General features: G+C 45.8%; 17 protein-coding genes and 1 pseudogene. 9 read left to right on the top strand and 9 right to left on the bottom strand.

The features are described from left to right. Positions 1–55 precede the first annotated feature (55 nt). Positions 56–1,111, top strand: coding sequence for a hypothetical protein (locus NWF01_10270; GenBank protein MCW4025400.1), 1,056 nt, complete (start codon positions 56–58; stop codon positions 1,109–1,111). Beyond that, positions 1,108–2,568: a DUF87 domain-containing protein gene (locus NWF01_10265; GenBank protein ID MCW4025399.1), complete on the top strand. Its 1,461-nt coding sequence runs from the start codon at positions 1,108–1,110 to the stop codon at positions 2,566–2,568. Before NWF01_10270 ends, NWF01_10265 begins: the two co-directional genes overlap by 4 nt. Here the strand turns inward: NWF01_10265 and NWF01_10260 are convergent. From NWF01_10260 to NWF01_10235, 6 genes are all read right to left on the bottom strand, one after another. Continuing rightward, positions 2,522–2,989 (bottom strand): NUDIX hydrolase, encoded by a 468-nt coding sequence (locus NWF01_10260; protein ID MCW4025398.1) that lies wholly within the window; start codon positions 2,987–2,989, stop codon positions 2,522–2,524. The two genes, NWF01_10265 and NWF01_10260, sit on opposite strands and share 47 nt — an antisense overlap. A gap of 94 nt (positions 2,990–3,083) precedes the next feature. Beyond that, positions 3,084–4,373, bottom strand: a complete 1,290-nt coding sequence (locus NWF01_10255; GenBank protein MCW4025397.1) for an ABC transporter permease — start codon at positions 4,371–4,373, stop codon at positions 3,084–3,086. Then, positions 4,370–5,062, bottom strand: a complete 693-nt coding sequence (locus tag NWF01_10250; GenBank protein ID MCW4025396.1) for an ABC transporter ATP-binding protein — start codon at positions 5,060–5,062, stop codon at positions 4,370–4,372. Before NWF01_10250 ends, NWF01_10255 begins: the two co-directional genes overlap by 4 nt. Positions 5,063–5,153: 91 nt before the next feature. Beyond that, positions 5,154–6,068, bottom strand: coding sequence for an ABC transporter permease (locus NWF01_10245; GenBank protein MCW4025395.1), 915 nt, complete (start codon positions 6,066–6,068; stop codon positions 5,154–5,156). Further along, on the bottom strand, positions 6,065–7,072 hold the full coding sequence (locus NWF01_10240; protein ID MCW4025394.1) for an ATP-binding cassette domain-containing protein: 1,008 nt from the start codon (positions 7,070–7,072) through the stop codon (positions 6,065–6,067). Before NWF01_10240 ends, NWF01_10245 begins: the two co-directional genes overlap by 4 nt. After that, positions 7,069–7,680, bottom strand: a complete 612-nt coding sequence (locus tag NWF01_10235) for a helix-turn-helix transcriptional regulator (GenBank protein MCW4025393.1) — start codon at positions 7,678–7,680, stop codon at positions 7,069–7,071. The genes NWF01_10240 and NWF01_10235 overlap by 4 nt, the downstream gene beginning before the upstream one ends. A gap of 259 nt (positions 7,681–7,939) precedes the next feature. Between NWF01_10235 and NWF01_10230 the strand changes: the two genes are divergently transcribed. The 3 genes and pseudogenes from NWF01_10230 (at position 7,940) to NWF01_10220 (ending at position 11,899) form a co-directional block, all read left to right on the top strand. Beyond that, positions 7,940–8,470 carry a nucleotide exchange factor GrpE gene (locus NWF01_10230; GenBank protein MCW4025392.1) on the top strand — a complete coding sequence of 177 codons (531 nt, stop codon included), beginning with the start codon at positions 7,940–7,942 and terminating at the stop codon, positions 8,468–8,470. Beyond that, on the top strand, positions 8,454–10,364 hold the full coding sequence (gene dnaK, locus NWF01_10225) for a molecular chaperone DnaK (protein ID MCW4025391.1): 1,911 nt from the start codon (positions 8,454–8,456) through the stop codon (positions 10,362–10,364). Before NWF01_10230 ends, dnaK begins: the two co-directional genes overlap by 17 nt. Before the next feature lie 575 nt (positions 10,365–10,939). Continuing rightward, a pseudogene (locus tag NWF01_10220) lies at positions 10,940–11,899 on the top strand (transcription initiation factor IIB). 33 nt (positions 11,900–11,932) lie between these two features. On the opposite strand, the gene dnaJ reads toward NWF01_10220, so the two are convergent. Both dnaJ and NWF01_10210 read right to left on the bottom strand, forming a co-directional pair. Beyond that, positions 11,933–13,042, bottom strand: a complete 1,110-nt coding sequence (dnaJ, locus tag NWF01_10215) for a molecular chaperone DnaJ (protein MCW4025390.1) — start codon at positions 13,040–13,042, stop codon at positions 11,933–11,935. Positions 13,043–13,273: 231 nt separating this feature from the next. Beyond that, positions 13,274–13,498 (bottom strand): hypothetical protein, encoded by a 225-nt coding sequence (locus tag NWF01_10210; protein ID MCW4025389.1) that lies wholly within the window; start codon positions 13,496–13,498, stop codon positions 13,274–13,276. A 225-nt stretch (positions 13,499–13,723) separates the two neighbouring features. Here NWF01_10210 and NWF01_10205 point away from each other — a divergent pair, with 225 nt between their 5' ends. From NWF01_10205 to NWF01_10190, 4 genes are all read left to right on the top strand, one after another. After that, positions 13,724–14,386: a Snf7 family protein gene (locus NWF01_10205; protein MCW4025388.1), complete on the top strand. Its 663-nt coding sequence runs from the start codon at positions 13,724–13,726 to the stop codon at positions 14,384–14,386. A 23-nt stretch (positions 14,387–14,409) separates the two neighbouring features. Further along, positions 14,410–15,165: a CdvA-like protein gene (locus tag NWF01_10200; GenBank protein MCW4025387.1), complete on the top strand. Its 756-nt coding sequence runs from the start codon at positions 14,410–14,412 to the stop codon at positions 15,163–15,165. A 188-nt stretch (positions 15,166–15,353) separates the two neighbouring features. After that, positions 15,354–16,115: a hypothetical protein gene (locus NWF01_10195; protein MCW4025386.1), complete on the top strand. Its 762-nt coding sequence runs from the start codon at positions 15,354–15,356 to the stop codon at positions 16,113–16,115. Positions 16,116–16,141: 26 nt separating this feature from the next. After that, positions 16,142–17,320: an AAA family ATPase gene (locus tag NWF01_10190; GenBank protein ID MCW4025385.1), complete on the top strand. Its 1,179-nt coding sequence runs from the start codon at positions 16,142–16,144 to the stop codon at positions 17,318–17,320. Positions 17,321–17,508: 188 nt separating this feature from the next. Here the strand turns inward: NWF01_10190 and NWF01_10185 are convergent, their stop codons facing one another. Further along, positions 17,509–18,762: a hypothetical protein gene (locus NWF01_10185; GenBank protein ID MCW4025384.1), complete on the bottom strand. Its 1,254-nt coding sequence runs from the start codon at positions 18,760–18,762 to the stop codon at positions 17,509–17,511. Positions 18,763–18,832 lie beyond the last annotated feature (70 nt).

Raw genomic sequence — 18,832 nt, 5'->3', positions numbered from 1 at the left:
ATGCACAATACTTAAATATTTCACCATCAACACTATTGTATATTGGTGAATCATGGTGATTGAACAATATGCAATACCTAACAAATATAACTTTCCCCAACCAACCATCGACACAGCACTCCCCCAACGCTTCCTAGAACAATCCCTATACTCACTCAAACAAGTACAACACCCACTACAACAACAAACCCCACAATTTGGCACCGAACCCTACACCAGCAACCTACAACTCAAAACCCAACCCCTCCCCCTAAAACCCAACCACCAAGACACCCTAATCGCCGCAGTAGACAGCTCCACCATAAAAATCGGCGAAACAACCACAGGCATAATCATAGCCATACGCGGCGCAATCACATGGCGCGAAAACCACAACTACAAATACTCGCGGCTGGGACCATTTGTTTTTCACATAACCGAAGACAACAAATCCCAAGTCTACAACACGCTGGAGCACTCCTACTTCACCACCACTTACGGCACCGTACACCCCTCCGCGCCGAACCTGATGCAGATGCCCACGCGCCTTGCGGGACTGTTGGAGCGGTGGATGCAAACCATGATAGCCAAAACCATCAATGGCGGCGTAATCCTCTTTGACGGCAGCTTAACCGCGGGAATCGACACGCCCGCCCAGCGCCTCCGAGAAATCCTCAGTTACGCAAGACGCAACCACAGCACAGTGCTCGCCTTTTCCAAAGCAACCACGCTGCGCTCAAACGGTGTGCTCATCACTGAGCAGCTTCCCAACCGTGACCCCCCCTATTTGCTGGAAACCACGGGAGTGCGCAGCAGACCTCCTACTGTGTTGCTGGGTGATGTGTATGTTGCGCGGCTAAACAAGGCAAACTTGGCTTTTCGGCTTGATGTGGACCGTGAGGTTGAAGAAACTCAGCGGTTAGACGCAGTATCCAAGCTATTGGGCAACGATTTGTACTCGCAGAGCTACCCCGAAACGCTTCGCCTCAGCCACATCCTATGCACCTTCACCGCAAACGAAGTCCTCGCCATCAAGCACTTCATAACCCGCAAGCACGGTATCAACATCATCAACCGCCCCGACATGCATCGGCTGCTCTTTGGCGCCTTTGGTAGGGAGTTTTCGGCATGAAGCTCTACAAAAAAGAAGGCAACGTTCTGCAAATCATCAGTTTTCCAACCGAGAGCGCTGAGAAAGGCGATTACCTACTGGTCGAAGATGCTGATGCTGGCAAAGCCCTTATTGCGCAGGTTATTGATGTGCAGTTCGCTGCTGTTCCAGGAGTTTTAGAGGAGCTTTTGCGTACGTTGCCTGATGGTGGCGAGCCATTACAGGGCGAGGACATTGACCCAATGGAAATTGCGCCTCATATAACCTACATTCAAGATGCCACTTTGCTGGTGTGCAAAATACGCGCCACCCTAGAAAACAACATGCTTAGCCCCAGTAGCAGTTGGTTACCCAGCCGTTCCCAATCACTCATCAAAAAGCTCAGTGTGCCCATGCTGATGAAGTTGGCAAAAATGGATGGGCGTTTGCCAATTATTTTGGGCGGAACCAAAGACTCCAGCCTACTAACCATTGATGCTTCAAGCGTGGATGGTACACTCAACATCATCACGGGCAAAAAGGGCTGCGGCAAAAGCCACCTCAGCAAACTACTCATGACCAACCTTGTCGGATACAAAGCCGCTGTAGTAATTTTTGACCTCAACGGCGAATACAGCAATCTGGGCTTAACCAACGATGGCAAACGCAACATGTACTACGACAAAATCCACACCCTCGCCCCCAGCCAAAACTTCAAAGTCGCCCTTGACCAGCTCCACCTAAACACCGTCATGGGCATACTGGTAAACGCGTTACACTTGCCTGGAACTTCTGCCCGTGAGTTCCGCCGCCTATGGAAATCTCTTAAAGAACGGGGCAAACTCACTATGCAAGAACTCGGAGACGCCATCCGTGACCTAAACTGCAACCAGCACGTTCGGGATGCGTTGGCTTCAAGGTTTCACAGCTTTGCTAACTCGGGATTCTTCACAGATTGCCCTGGTGAGGCAACTTTGCTGGATGAGAGCCTGCTAAAAGCCAAAGACTACGGCGGCGCGATTGTGATTAACCTCAAAAACACCAGCAATATTGACCGCCAAATCGTGGTTGAGTATGTTCTGGGCAAATTGGTGGATTCGCTGTCGAATTGGCGGTTGCAGGCGGTTTTCCTTTTCGCTGAGGAAGCCCACCTGTATTTGCGCGAGACTTACTGGGATGACATCGTAACTCGCATGCGGCATTATGGCATCTTCACCACATTCATCACAAATCAGCCCGACACCATCCAAGAAACCATCTACCGCCAAGCAGACAACATCTTCCTCTTCAACTTCACCAATGAGCACGACCTCGACGTTGTAAGCCGAGCTGCTCGGGTGGATGCAGAAACCGTGCGGAGTATTGCGCGTGATTTACCACCGCATCATTGTCTCACGCTGGGAAAAGTTGTGCATGACTTCCCAATAGTCACCCGCGTCCGCGCTTTGGATGTTAAGGCTGGTGGTGAAACACGGCTGTTTTTTCGGGGTATGAGGTGAGTTTTTCGAGTTTTCTTTTGTTTTTCCTAAAAAAAGCACGAAACGACGCAGTTAAGTCATATTCTTCTACGTTGTCAATGTGTACCCATTGGACGTCTAGGGCGTCGCTGTCGGCTTTTAGTTTGCCCCCTATGACTTGCACGTGGTATTGTAGGATGACGTAGTGATACTTGATTTTGCCTTGTGCATCATAATCCACGTTATCTACAACATCAACCAGTGTGGGGTTTATCACGTCTAGGTTGATTTCTTCTTTGGTTTCACGAATCACCGTTTGCTCAAGGTGCTCGCCAACCTCCACTAAGCCGCCGGGGATGGTCCATTTTCCTCTGCCCGGTTCGTTGCCCCGCTGTATCAGGACAATTTCGCCTTCTTTGAGTATGACTGAGCCTATGCCTACCACTGGCTGCTCAGGATACATTCTTTTCAAATGTAAATCTCCACAAAATCATTGTAAACTGGTGTCTTAAACTTTGAGGACAGAAACTATAAAAAATAAGGAAAAAGAGGAGCGTTTACTCGTAACGCAGAGCGTCTACTGGTTTTAGTTTTGACGCGCGCCACGCAGGGTACAACGCAAAGATAACGCTCACGCCGATGCCGAATCCTAAAGCGCCTAAGAGCACTTCTGGCGTAAGCAACGGGGTTATCGCAAATGCTGCGGTCCCACCACCGATGAATCCGCCGCCCAGCACTTGTGCGGTTGCGAGTGCCAGTCCCCATCCAAGCGCTATGCCGATGATTGCACCCATTAAGCCGATGATTACGGATTCGCCAAGGAATATGGTTAGGACAGTTCGGCTTTTCATGCCTAACGCTTTGAGGATGCCGATTTCGCGTGTGCGCTCAATCAGGGACACTATCATGATGTTCATAATGCCAATGCCCGCGACAAGGAGGCTTATGGCTGCGATGCCTCCAAGGAATAGCTGGATTGTTCCGAACACGCTGGTGAGTAGGCTTAGGACTGCGGTTGATGATATGACGGTGACTTGGTCGCCGAAGTAGTCGGTTATGGCTTTGGTTACGTTAGTGACTGTTGTGTTGTCACTGTTTTTTAGTTGCACGATTATTAGGTCGCATTCGTCGGTTCCAAAGATGTTTTCTGCGTGGCTAATGGGGATGTAGATGCTGTTGTCGGATGGTCCGCCGATGCCAACGCCGCCGATTTTGGGCAGGGTCGCAGTTACGTATGCAGTGTAGGTTTCGTTTTTGGGTGGCAGAGTGCTGGTGTTGGTCCAGACTATGTTGATGTTGCTTCCTGCATTGAAGGGTTCAGCCGTGACTGTTCCACGGGTTTCTTGTGCCGTAGCTAAGTTGTAGCCTGCAACAAGGTCTGTGTCGTTTGGGTTTGTGGGTATGGTTCCGTTTTCAGCAACAAAGGTTGTACCGTAGACTCTTGCGTATGTTTCATAGTCCACGCCGTAAATCGTAACCGAACGGTTCGTATCGCCAACCCAAATGTATCCTTGCCTGCTAATCATAGCCAGCGAGACGTCTATGTCAGGCGAGAGCTCATTAATTGCTAAGGTATCGTTGGTGTGAAGCTTAAATCCAGAGGTTTGACCACCCAGACCAGCTCCTGCGCCTCCTAAGCCTCCACTGCCCGCTGTTATGATTAGGCTGTTGGCGGATAAGCCTTGGTTTAGCTGGTCAGTGATGGTTGCTTGTAGACCTTGTGTGATTGAGAGCAAGGCAACGATGGCTGCAATGCCGATGACTACACCAAGAGTAGTTAAACCCGCTCTGAGCTTACGCAGTTTTATGGCGCTAAAGGAGTACCCTAAAATATCTATGGACTTCATTGATGGTTCACCTCATCAAATGTGATTTTTCCGTCAAACATTTGCACTGTTCGTTTAGCTTCGCTTGCCAAATGTTGGTCATGAGTAACCATGATGATGCTGACGTTATCTTCTTTGTTTAGCTTCTTGATTAAGGTGATAACTTCATTGGCTGTTTTGGAGTCCACGTTCCCTGTTGGCTCATCAAGTAGCAGAAATTTGGGGTTGTTTGCTAACGCCCGCGCGATTGCTACACGTTGCTGTTGTCCTCCGCTGAGTTCGGCGGGTTTGTGGTTTACTCTGTCTTTTAATCCCACTGTTTCTAGCAGTTCCATTGCACGTTGTTTCCGCTGTGCCTTGCCAAGGCTTGCTATAGACATGGATAACTCCACGTTGTCTTTGGCGGTGAGGCGAGGAATTAGGTTGAAGAATTGGAACACAAACCCGATTTTAAGCCGCAAATCTGCCAATTGATTATCGTTGAGTTTGCCAATGTCAACGCCATCAATTAGCAGTGTGCCTGCTGTAGGCTTATCTAATGCACCTATCAGGTTTAACATGGTTGATTTGCCGCTTCCTGAGGGACCAAGAATTGAGATGAAGTCGCCTGCTTCAACTTTGAGGTTTACGCCTCGCAGGGCTTCCACTGGGATTTTACCCAGCATGTACGTTTTTTTAACGTCTATTGCTTCTACGACTGGAAAAGACATGATTTTTTCCTCTTTTCTGTTTTGACATTAAGGTTTCTTATAAAGACTATTTACCTAACATGAACTAAAAAGGGGAAAGACGGGATGACCCTTACTTGTTTAGGTATCTCCACGATAGCACCACGCAAATCACCGTGACAATGACCGCGAATGCTCCAACAAACGCGAAGTCCAATGCTAGGGGACCAAAGCCGTCACTAAATATCATGAGTCTGCGTACTGCGTCGATGGTGTAGGAGATTGGGTTTACGCTTGCGATGCTTTGTAGCCAACTGGGCATTTTGTCGATGGGGAAATATGCGCTGCTTGCAAACATCAATGGCATCGTGATTAACTGAATGATTGCCTGTGGGGTTTCCATTCGGGTGGAACGCAACGTTAACGCCGTGAACATCGAAGACAAGCCTACGCTTACCATGAACACGATGGCAAAAATTCCCAATATGCTGTACCAGCCAAAGTTAGTGCCTACAACGAGTCCCATTGCAAACGCTATGACTGCGACGATTGCGGATTGAAATATTGCGCGTATGCTTGCTGATAGCACTTTTGAGAGGATTATTGATGACCGCGAAACAGGCGTGCTTAAGACTTTGTTTAAGAAGCCTAAACGTCTATCCCAAACCACCGACATGCCCGTAAACGCTGTTGTGAAGACTACGGTAAAGGCTACCATACCCATTGCCATGAATGAGAAGTAATCGGTTGTGCCAAAGGTTGAGGTCATTATTGAGTTTTGCATGCTGGCAAAGTATGTGCTAAGGACTTGCATTTGTCCAGGTGTTAATGCTGGATCCATTGCGGGCAGCGGTGGCAGTGAGGAGCCTGTGAACATGGCGCTTATGTTCATTGCTTTACCCAGCAGGGCAAGCCATAGAATTGGCTGAACAATGCCCATGATGAACACAAACGGTTGCTGATACCATTTTTTGAGTTCCCGATGGGTTAATGCCCAAAGTCCATGAAAGCGGCTTTTTGAAACCTGTGTCTCAGGGTCTTGAATCATGCATGAGACCTCCGTATCATCATACGCTGAGACATAACGCCTTCTTTTGATTCTTCTGCATCACGCATAGACCTACCCGTATACTGTAAGTAAACCTCGTTTAGTGTGGGTTTGGTTAGGGATAGCTTGGTGACTACGTGTCCATTGTTTCGTAGGGCTTCGATGATTAGGGGTGTGGTTAATTCGCCGTTGGACGCTTTAATTCTGTATTCGCCGTCTTCTTTTGTAACTTCTTTTACGTGCTCGACTTTACTGATTAAATCGCTGATGTCCTCATCTTTCTGAATGGATAACGTGATGATGTCGCCACCTAAGCTGTCTTTAAGCTCAGTTGGGGAGCCTATCACAACGATTTTGCCATGGTCAATAATGGCAACGCGGTCACACAAAGCATCCGCTTCCTCCAAATAGTGTGTTGTCAAGAATAGGGTCATGCCAAACTCTTTCTTTAGCATCTTCACATAATTCCAAGTTGCCGCTCTTGTCTGCACGTCCAAACCAAACGTGGGCTCATCAAGGAAAAGCACTTTGGGGCGGTTAATCAAGCCACAAGCCAACTCTAATCTGCGTCTCATGCCCCCCGAAAAAGTTTGCACGCGCTTCTTCTTAAAAGCAGTTAACTCCACCAGCTCCAACAGGTCCTCTGCCCGCTTCTTGGAAACCGAGCGGGGAATACCATATAGATCTGCGCATAGCAAAATGTTCTCATAAGCGGTTAGGTCTTCATCTGCAGTGTATTCTTGAGGGACCACGCCGATTGAAGCGCGAACGTCCATGCTTTGTTTTCTGATGTCGCCTCCGAGTATGGTTGCTTTGCCTTCACTGGGGCGGAGTACGGTGATTAGCATTTTGATGGTGGTGGTTTTGCCTGCCCCGTTTGGACCTAAAAATCCGAATATTTCGCCTTTTTTGACGTTGAAGTTGATGTGGTCTACGGCGGTTAGAGTGTTGAATGTTTTAGTTAAACCCTCAACGGTTATGACATTCTCTTTTACTTGGCTCATTGTTTTTCGCCTTGAAGTTTGTTGTTTATTTCATCGAGTTTTTTGCTGGCGTCATCGATGATTTTGAGGGCTTCCTCTAAATCTTTCTCGGAATAGTTTTCACACAAGGTTTTGCCCAGCCTAAGTGCTGAGGTGAGCAGTTGTTTCATTGTGGTTTGTACTTGGTTGCTTTTTTCTTTAGGGATCTTTCCTAATGAGTGGTTAAACCATGGGGTTCCCATGAAGCCAAAGTCGGATTGGAATTTTTCCCGTACCTTCTTTTGCTCTTCTAGCAGGTCTTTGCCGCTTTGGGTGAGCTGGTAGCGTTTCATTCCGTTTTCGGTAGGCAACTCCTGTATGTAGGTGTTGTCTTGTAGCCATGCCAGCAGGGGATAAATTGAGCCGGGGCTGGGTTTCCATTGTCCGCCCATGTTTTTGCCGATTTCTTCCATGAGTTCGCTGCCTGACATGGGTTTTTCTTTTAGGGCTTCTAGGACGTGGTAGCGTAGGAAGCCTTTGGGGACCATGGCGTTGTGGCGCATCCAGTTGTGTTTGTGGAACATGTGGCGTCTTTCGTGTCGCATTTGTTCCCGAAATTCTTTTCTGTCTTCTTTATCTTCGCCAAACATTTCATATCACTATTGATATCATTACTGATTATCGCTACTGATATCACAATTGATATATAAACTTGTTGCCAAAACAAACCCAAACCCCCCAAAAATTGCCAAAAAATAATGTACTGCACCAGAAAAACCAAAACTCCAACAAACAAAAGAACAAGCGTTAACTCTTGATATTGTACGTTAAAAAGTCCGTTTATAAAAGAGAAAATTTTTATTCTCAGACTGTACGCTTATTAGTAATACCGCGAGGTTGCAGCTATTTATGGATAAAAAACAAGAAGCGCACGCCAACCTAGAAAAACAGTTGGAATGCGAGAAAAAACGTTCTGAAGAATACCTCAACAAGCTGGCATATTTACAGGCGGATTTGGAGAACCTAAAAAAACGTTATGAACGCGAAGCCCAACAAGCAAAAGCGTACGCGAATGAACGTTTGGTTATGGCGCTTCTTGATGTGGTAGATGAGTTAGAGCTTGCTCTTTGTGTTTCAGCAGATTCCGCACAAAAATCGCTCGTTGATGGTGTGGAAATGACATTAAAGAAGTTAAGAAAAGTTCTTGAGCAAGAAGGCGTCACAACAGTAGAAGACACAAAGGGCAAAATTTTTGACCCCACATGTCACCACGCTGTAGCCACCGTGGAATGTGACGATGCAGAACCCAATACTGTAATGGAGCAAATCCGCAAAGGCTACAAACTCAAAGAACGCCTAATCCGACCCTGCATCGTCAAAGTATCAGTAAAACCATCAAAGTCACAAATGGAGGACAAAAAAATTGAGCAACCAAAATAGTAGTACAAAAACCCAAAAAGTTTTAGGAATAGACCTTGGAACAACCAACTCGGCAGCCGCTATCTACGAAGGTGGACACGCCACGGTCATACCAAGCGCAGAAGGACCAACAATGGCGGGAAAAATGTTCCCCTCAGTTGTCGCCTTCACCAAAGACGGACAGTTGCTGGTAGGTGAATCCGCAAAACGCCAAGCCACAACTAACGCAGAAGGAACAGTTTTTGAAATAAAACGCAAAATGGGCAGCGACTACAAAGCCCAAATTTACGGCAAAGAATACACCCCACAACAACTCTCAGCTTTTATCTTACAAAAAATCAAAAAAGACGCAGAAACCTACCTTGGCACAAACGTAAGCAAGGCAGTAATCACGGTTCCAGCACACTTTAACGATAACCAGCGCCAAGCCACCAAAGACGCAGGCGAAATCGCAGGCTTCGAGGTAATGCGCATCATCAACGAACCAACCGCAGCATGCCTAGCCTATGGCATCGACAAACTCCAGCACGAAATGAAAATTCTCGTCTTTAGCTTCGGCGGCGGCACCCACGACGTAACCTTAATGGACTTTGGCAAAGGAGTCTTCCAAGTCCTATCTACCAGCGGCGACACCCAGTTGGGCGGAACCGACGTGGACAAAGCAGTCATGAGCTACATTCTAGAAGAGTTCAAACGCCAAACAGGCGTAGATGTCAGCAACGACAAAATGGCAATGTCTCGTCTTAAGGACGCGGCGGAGAAAGCCAAAATCGAACTCTCCACACTTATGAGCACAGATATCGACCTGCCTTTCCTTACAGCTAACGCTCAGGGACCACAGCACCTACACATGACCCTGACAAGAACCAAGCTTGAATCTCTTGCACAGCCCATCGTGGAACGCACAAGACCAACACTGCTTAAGGCTCTTGAAGATGCAAAACTCACACCCCAGCAAGTAGATAAAATCATCCTAATCGGCGGCATGACCAGAATGCCCCTAGTGCAACGCTTTGTCGAGCAAATCTTGGGCAAAGCATCTGAACGCGGAATCGACCCAATGGAAAGCGTCGCCATCGGCGCAGCAATCCAAGGAGGAGTCGTGTCAGGCGAAGTCACCGACCTATTGCTACTGGATGTTACTCCGCTATCTTTGGGTGTTGAAACCATGGGCGGCGTAATGACCAAAGTCCTAGACAAAAACACCACCATCCCCACTAAACGCAGCCAAGTGTTCACAACAGCCGCGGACTTCCAAACCGCAGTCACAATCCACGTACTCCAAGGGGAACGTACAATGTCCGCAGACAACGTTTCATTGGGCATGTTCAATCTTGTGGATTTGCCCCCCGCACCCAGAGGCGTACCCCAAATCGAGGTTACCTTTGACATTGACGCCAACGGCATTCTAAACGTTACCGCTAAAGACCGTGGAACAGGTAAAGAAAACAAAATCCGCATCACCGCCTCAACCAAACTCAGCAAAGAAGAAAAAGAACGCCTAATCAAAGACGCCGAACAATTCCAAGAACAAGACCGCAAAAAGAAAGAAGAAGCCGAAACACGCAACACCGCCGACAGCCTAGTCTACACCGCTGAGAAAACCAAGAGCGACCTTGCAGGAAAAATCAGCACAGAAGAATCAGGCAAAATCGACGCTGCAGTAACCGAACTCAAAAACGCCTTAGCCAGCAACGACATGGCAGCAATCAAAGCCAAATCCGATGAATTGCAGAAGGTGCTGCAGGAAGTCGGAACCAAAGTGTATCAGCAAGCCGCACAGGACTACGCCAAACAGCAGCAACAACCAGGAGCCCAACCCGGCGCAGGCGCGGGACCAACACCGCCCCCAAGCGGCGACCAAGGACAAGAAGGACCTGACGTGGTCGACTCAGAAGACTATAAAGTAAAGTAGTTCCAAGGAACCTTTCCTTTTTTCTTTTTTGTGCCTTTTTTGTTTTTATTTTAGAGCAGAAATTGTAACTTCACAAAGTCTTAAATCTACAAAAATCAAATTTACTTGGCGATATTTTGCACCTGAGTCGTGGTTTAAAAATAACTATACTTGGACTTGCAGTAATGCTTATAGCTGGAGTCTTTCAGGAAGTTAGCCTTCTCACTAAAATTTGGTACAATGGCTACATGGTTTATGGAATGATGATTTCAATTTTTATTGGCGCTCTCATTATGACTGTTGGATGGCTTAAGCACACGAATGAGCGAGCTATAACAAAACCTGTTAAGACTTAACCTTTATCGCAATTTCTTTGGGGGCGTCGCCTCTGCCGTAACCGTGGAATCGTGGCATTTGTTGTCTTGCTTGTTTTAAGGACAACTAAGAGTATAATATTCCTATTGTTGATGGCAAAGCCATATATGGTATGTGCCTCTTAGAAAATGGGTGCACAGATTACATTATTCACTTTTCTGCCTTATGTTGCTTTTCTGATTCAGTAATGGTTCTGGGCAAGAAAAAATGGAATTGGAAAAATGAGTATAACCCGATTAAGTACAGCCAAAGAAACAGTTAAACCGCATCAGCGTTTAGTTGATACCTGCCCAGAGTGTGCAAGCAAAAATCTTGTTCACGATTACGACACAGGCGAAACCATCTGTGGAGACTGTGGTCTTGTCTTATATGAACAGATGTTAGATAAAGGACCTGAATGGCGTGCCTTTACTGTACAAGAGAAAGCCTCCCGAAGTCGTGTTGGTATGCCCACCTTATATTCAATTCACGACAAGGGTTTATCCACTGCAATTAGCCAAGTGGACAGAGATGCCTTCGGACGAAAACTTCCCCTCTCAACTAGGCTTCAAATGTGGCGTCTAAGGAAATGACAAATCCGCAGTCGTGTGCATTCGTCAGTTGATAGAAACCTTGCACAAGCAATGTCTGAAATTGAACGTTTATCAAGCAATATTGGTGTCTCTCAACCAATCAAAGAAAAAGCAGCTGTTACCTACCGTAAAGCCTTAGAAAAAGGCTTAGTCAGAGGCAGGTCAATCAACTCTATCTCTGCAGCTGCACTTTATGCGGCTTGCCGCGAAAGCGGAATACCCCGGTCACTTCATGAAATCTCTGAAGCTAGCCTGGTTGACAAGAAAGACGTTGCCCGCTGCTATAGGTTACTGCTTCAAGAGCTTAATGTTCATATGCCCGTTGCTGACTCATTGATTTATGTTTCCAAAATTGCAGAAAAAAATGAAATTTCAGGTAAAACAATAGGTGCAGCTATAGCGATTCTTCGGGAGTCTAGACGTAAGCGTGTTGCTGCGGGGAAAGACCCTATGGGGTTGGCTGCCGCAGCGCTCTACATCGCATGTCTACAAAACAATGAGAAGAAAACGCAAAAAGACATTGCTGAAGCAGCTGGAGTCACCGAAGTTACAGTTAGAAACAGGTACAAGGCACTGGCAAAGCAGTTAAACCTTCAATTACTTACTTGAAAAAGCTTTTTTGATAAAAAGCAATGTAAGAAGTTATAGTCTGAATTTTCTGCCTTTTGATACTTCAGTACCCAATTCTTTTGCGAGTTCTTCGAGGAGTTCTTTTTGTTTTTTGGTGAGTTTTTCTGGTACCGCTATGCCCACACGGATGATGAGGTCGCCTCTGCCGTAGCCTCGGAATCGTGGCATGCCTTTGCCGCGTAACCTGATGGTTTCGCCCACCTGAGTGCCCGCGTGAATGCGCACGGTTTGTTCGCCGTCGATGAGGGTTGGTACGGTGATTTCTGCGCCCAGTGCCGCCTGGGGGTAGCTTATCATTTCGACGTGGTAGAGGTCGTCTTGGTCTCTGATGAAGTCGGGGTTGGGGTTTACGCGTACGCCTACGTAGAGGTCGCCTGGTTCTCCATTGTTTGGTGGGGTTTCGCCTTCGCCTCGCAAACGCAGATGCATTCCATCTTCCATGCCCGGGGGGACTTTTACTGTGATTTTTCGGCGTTTCTTAACTATACCTGAGCCTCGGCAGTTGCTGCAGGGGGTTTCAATGATTTTTCCCCGTCCACGACACATCGGGCAACTCGTTACCTGCATAAACGTTCCCAATGGGGTCTGCCGCATACTCTGAACTCTGCCCTGTCCGCCACATCGGGGGCAAGTTTTAGGGTTAGTTCCTGGCTGAGCGCCGCTGCCGCCACAAACATCACAGTGCTCACTTCGGGGCACCTCAATTTCTTTCTCAATGCCCGTTGCTGCCTGTTCAAGAGAAATATCTAGTAAATATTCAAGGTCTTGACCGCGGTTGATGCGTTCAGTTTGGAATCCGCCTCCGAAAATAGTTCGGAATAAGTCACCAAAGCCCATGTCGCGAAAAACTGAGTCAAAATCTGCACCTCGGAAAATGTCTTCTGAGCTGTAGCGTTGGTCAAAGCCTGAGTGTCCAAGTTGGTCGTATTGTTGACGTTTTTGTGGGTCAGAGAGTACCGCGTAGGCTTCGCTGATTTCTTTGAATTTTTCCTCTGCGTCCGCTGATTTGTTGCGGTCAGGGTGGTATTGCATGGCTAGTTTTCTGTAGGCATCTTTGATTTCGCTGTCAGATGCTTTTTTTTCTACGCCGAGAACTTCGTAATAGTCTTTTTTTTCTGCCATAGGCACTTTACCGCTAAATGTGCATATCTTTCTTTGACTTTTAAAAGTTAGCTTCAGTCTAAGATTTATATTATTTCCCTAAAAATTCAAGATTACCCCTACACATGTCTTGCAGGAAACCTGTTTGGCAGTTGAGTTGTGTTGCTTTCAGAAAGAACAAAAAAATTTTGGCTGAGAAGAAAGAGTGTTTACTGGTTTTTTAAAGAAAGGTCGAGCCTTTTGGCTCTGTGTTTATTGGTAGTTTCGTTTGCCTGTTAACATTGCCCAGATGGCTACCAGCAATACTGTCAATATGGCGCCGACAATTCCTGATATTAGGAAGGGTGCTACTCCACTGATTGATGGCATAACTTCGATGAGCCATGGGATGAAATATGTGGCTACTGAATAGGCGATGATGCCTGCGACAAAACCGAGAACCCCGATGATGACGAATACTTTTAATCTGTCGTTCAATGTTTTCACCTTTGTCTAGCAATTACATCATGCGTCTTTTTAGTCTAACTAACATATTTATGTATAATTTACCATGCGTCACGTTCAGCATTTAATCATAAAGTTAAAGCAAAAAAGGCAATTTCACGTAGCATATACACCTACGTATATACGTGCATATTTCTGCCATATTAACAATGTATAAGATTGTTTCCTGCAGTTCAATGCAGTTAGGAGGAATATTAATTGTCAGAACGATTCGCAAAAAAATGGGAAGCTAAACGGGATGAACAACCCCTCGGGAACCACATAAAAGACGCCGTTAACCCGCCAGGACCACTAAAACCACGACTTGATTTTGCAGTAAGACGCATCGAGCTTCAAGTCCAAAAACTTGACCAAGCAACCGACCGATTCAGCCAAAGAGACAAAGCAATTTTCGCAAGAATCGTTGATGCATACACAAAACACGACACTGCAAGAGCAAACGTTTTTGCAAACGAGCTAGCCGAAGTCCGCAAAATGTCCAAATTAATCATGAATGCCAAACTTGCTCTTGAACAAATCACATTAAGATTACGTACCGTCTCAGAATTGGGTGATGTAGTATCCACATTAGGACCAGCAGTTGGTGTCCTTCGTTCAGTCCGCAGTGGACTAGTCAGCGTATTCCCCGAAGCAGAAAATGAACTTGGGGAAATCGGAAACATGCTAAGTGGAATCATGATTGAAGCAGGCCAAGGCAGCGGAATGACCCTTAACTTTGACGCAGTAAACGACGATGCATCCAAGATTCTAGTCGAAGCAGCAACAGTTGCAGAACAGAAAATCAAAGACAAATTCCCAGACCTACCCGCAGGAATGCCAGCCAGCCCAGCTTCTCAAGCCCAAAGAACCGAAGGATTCTAAAATAGGAGGAATAAAAAAAGAAAATGTCTACCCCCAATCTTTTTCTTTCTCTTGGTAAACCCGTGAAAAACGAATATGGTAAAATAATCGGAAAAATAGCTTCCTTTACACTTACCCCAAACGGAAAATTTGATGCAGTCTTCATCGAATTTGGTAACGGTAAATTCTCAAAAATGCCTATTGAACACCTAAAAGTTGTAGGCTCCGAAATCACTTTCCTTTCAAAAATTAAAACTCAAGCCCTTATGCTCTGTGACCAAATTCCCCTCATCTGGCGAAAAGACCAAGCTGCAAAAGAAGCAATGGAAAAACACAGAATTCCAGCTGAAGTTTATGAAGAACTTCACGTGTCTTTTGAAAACGCCCTAGAACAACTCAAAAAAGATGCGCAGGTTACAACAGACGAGGCAACAATCGAAATAGACAACTGCAACGAAGCACTAAAAGCTCTAAATTATGCACTCGCAAACCTCGAAATTGAGCACGGCATCGGACAAATTGACGATGATACATACAAAACCTCATCTGCAATGTTGTTGGACAACCAGAAACGCATAACCGCTGAAAAAGCAGACCTTGAAGCGATGAAAAGCAAAATCGCATCGACCCTTCTTGGCGACATTTCACCCCCACCAGAGACAAGTCCACCAAAAACCAACAAGGTTTACGCAGAAACCGTCAGCACAACAAACGCAAACCAGAGCACAAACACAAAGACTGACCTTCCAGAACCACCAGTTGTCGTTTACGTAAAAGACGTCGGAAAATCAGGACTATAACCTGAAAAAAATTCATGGATACGAGGGCAAGGAGGAACAAGACGATTAAAGGTCTAACTAATTCTAACCCTCCACCTATCCGTGAGATTGCTACAAAATCCATTTATACGCTTAAAGTTCAGCAGAATAAGCTAGAACAAGCAAGTTTCCGCCTTCGTGAGCGGGACCGCATTCTTTTCGAAAACTGTATGAGCGCACTCAAGAAGAACAATAAAGACCGAGCTGCAATGTGCGCTAACGAAATTGCAGAAGTACGCAAACTAATTCAGTTCTTAAGCAATGTACAACTCGCAATTGAACGTGTCATTTTACGCTTAGACACTATCAAAGAGTTAAGCGACATAGTTGTGGACTTAAAACCCGCGCTTAAACTACTCTCCAACGTGTCTTCAGATCTCTTCCAGGTTTTGCCTGATGTCAGTTCGGAATTAGATAATGTTAACTCAACTATTCAAGAAACACTTCACGCTACTAAGATGCAGCAGGATGCTGAAACTTTAGTTCCTGTTGGCAAGAAGACTGAAAGTGGCGAAGAAATCCTCAAGGAAGTTTCAGGGTTCATCGAGCAAAAACTTGCTCAAGAATTGCCTGAACCACCAATTAATGCTGCTCCAGTGAAAGAAAAGAAGAAGATGCCTGTCAAGGAACTGGTTGCCCTGTCAGCTACGTCATCTTCAGCTTCTGGACGCAAAGTCACTGAGGAATCTGGTTTTGATGTTTCCAAAACCATGTTTACTTACAAGAAATCTGAGATTAAAGAAATAACCATGAAGGTAAAACAGCAAACCCTTGAGGATGTGCTATTGGAGTATGTTCGTAAAACTAACGGTGAAATTGACCTTAGTCGTTGTTCAAATGAGTTGCAAGCTTCCAACGAGGACATTGAGCATGCCTTAGAGAATTTGGGAAGTCAAGGGAAAATTAAGATAGAAGTAAAATCGCCAGAGTAAAAACCAAACCAAGGAGAGGGAACCAAATGAGCGCTTCACATGAACTTGAAAAGGCAGCAACAGCATATGCGCTGGAAGCTGTCAAAATGGATAAACAAGGCCAAAAAGGCAGAGCAATAACCCTGTACCAAAAAGCCATCGAAAGCCTGCTGCAACTTGTGCAGCTTTACCCCGATTACGGATTAAACAAGGTTTACGTCCAACGAGCAATCGCCTATCAAGAACGCATCAAAGCCCTGCAAGGCGCAGTTTCCAGTAACGAAATGCGAGAAGTAACCAATGAAGATGCACAGGGCGGCGGTGCTACAATGGAAGGCGGCGGAAGCGGCGGCAAACCAGCTGAGGAACTCGTGGTTAATGAGCGTCCAAACGTCAGCTGGAATGAGGTTGTCGGCTTGGAAACTGCAAAGAAAGCTGTGAAAGAAGCCATTGTTTATCCTGTTCAGCGTCCTGACTTGTTCCCGTTGGGGTGGCCTCGTGGAATTTTGTTGTTTGGTCCTCCTGGTTGCGGTAAGACTTTGTTGGCGGCTGCGGTTGCAACTGAGATTGATGCGAACTTTTACAGTATTGATGCTGCTTCAGTTATGAGTAAGTGGCTTGGTGAAGCTGAGCAGAATGTGTCTAAACTGTTTAATGCTGCACGCAAAAACGCAACAGAAGGCAAAGCTGCCATTGTATTCGTGGATGAGTTGGACTCTCTTATGGGCACTCACAGTAACGAGGTCGGCGGCGAAATTCGTGTCAGAAACCAATTCCTCAAAGAAATGGACGGCATCACTGACAAGGGCAAAAACCTGCACGTTTACGTGATTGGTGCAACTAACAAGCCTTGGGATTTGGATTGGGCTTTTATCAGACGTTTCCAGAAACGTATCTTAGTTCCACTAGCAGACCAACAAACACGCCTAAACATGTTCAAGATTTACTCAAGTAATCTGCGCATCGCATCTGATGTGGACCTAAACGAGTTGGCAAGACTTGCAGACGGCTTTAGCAGCAGCGACATCCGAGACGTTTGCCAATCAGCACAACTGCGCCTAATTGGTGAATTCTTTGAGTCAGGCAAAGCGGCAGATAAAGAAGCTAAGCCGCGAGCGCTTAAAATGACTGATTTCCACAAAATCCTCGAAGAACGAAAACCAAGTGTCTCACTGGATATGCTAACCAGCTATACCAGATGGTTTGAGGCATTCAAGGCACTGTAGAATCATCGTAACGGAGGGCAAAAAGGAACCGGACATCGGGTTGGGTGGAAAGGTTTGGAGAGACTAATAATTTTCGTACGCTCTCCCTTCTCCCCCTCAAACTATCTCCAAACCCCACAACCCAAAAACACTTTTTCTCTAACTCCTGTTGTTCTCACCGTATATCAAGAGCCATTAAGGGGCTTCTGTTAGTTAAGTGGGTTTGTGGATTTTTGATTTTTTGTCTGCTTCTTAAGTAAGAGTAAAACTGCTAAAATCAGTGCAATTAAACCAATAACTATCGCGTAGATGTATTCAGCAGGTACCTCATGGTTGTTTGGTGTTGGTTCGGGTGTTTCCATTGGTGCACCAACGTAGGCATATTTCAAGCCTAATTCATAATTGTAGTAATAGCTGTAGCATATGTGTGGGTTTCCCGTTGAGTCTAAGGCTAGAATGCTGCCACCGCCGCTGTGGTCTACTGTTTGTGTCTCCCAAGATTCCGAATCCCAATATGCATATTTTAGGCTGAAAATATGAATTTGACCTGCACGATAAGGGTTACCAATACAATAGGTTATGTGTGGGTTATTTTTTGCATCTAAAACAAGCGAAATACCTCCAAAGTCCACGTTATCAGCGGAGTATACTGTTTGCGTGTTCCAGTCTGTGCCTGTCCAGCTGGCATACTTTAAGGCAACAATATAGCTATCTGAACCGTTAGAAAAATAATCAACATAACAGATGTGGGGTTTACCCTGAAAATCTAATGCCAGAGAACCACTTGAATAAGCGTTTGTATCGATGGCTTGTATGGTCCATTTTGAGTTTGTCCAACTGGCATACTTTAAACCGTCATTATCGTAGCTGATATGGGGGTTTCCTGATGGGTCCAAAACAAGAGAGGACGGCCAACTTCCGGGTGTTTCATCGACTGTTTGTATGTCCCAGGTTGCTCCGTTCCAATTGGCGTACATTAAGATGTTGGCGTCTGCAGTAGTATAGCTTATGTGTGGATTTTCTTGTGAATCTAAGACGATATTGCCTAACATAGCGGATCGAGCAACGAGCTGTATGTCCCATTTTGTTCCTGTCCAGTTAGCATATGCTATGCCGCCTGCACCGTTAGGTGCATAAGCTATTTGGGGATTATTATTTGCATCCAAAGCAAGAGAAATAGAGCCCGGATTAGCGCCTATTTTCACCGTTTGATTATTCCAATTCGTTCCTGTCCACCAAATATACTTCAAATCCCCCCTTAGTTCACTATAACTGATGTGAGGATTGCCATAAGAATCCAAAACAAGTGAAGCCCCCCACGTATTTTTGGCTAAATTTTCCATATTCCATTCTTGGTCTGTTGCATAGGTTGAATTGCAAACAAGGGTAAATGCTAAGATTATGAAGAGAACTATGCAGGTTAAGGCAGATTTACTCATGTAAGCGTCTATAACACTATGCATGCCTTTTTGCTTTTAAGAACTTTGGAAATCCCAGAAAACATGTATTGGTGTTGGCTTTGGCATTTCCTCT

This window comes from Candidatus Bathyarchaeota archaeon, from assembly GCA_026014585.1.
Classification (GTDB): domain Archaea; phylum Thermoproteota; class Bathyarchaeia; order Bathyarchaeales; family Bathycorpusculaceae; genus Bathycorpusculum.
Note: the sequence above shows the minus strand (reverse complement) of the source record. Positions and strands in the feature narration are given on the sequence as shown.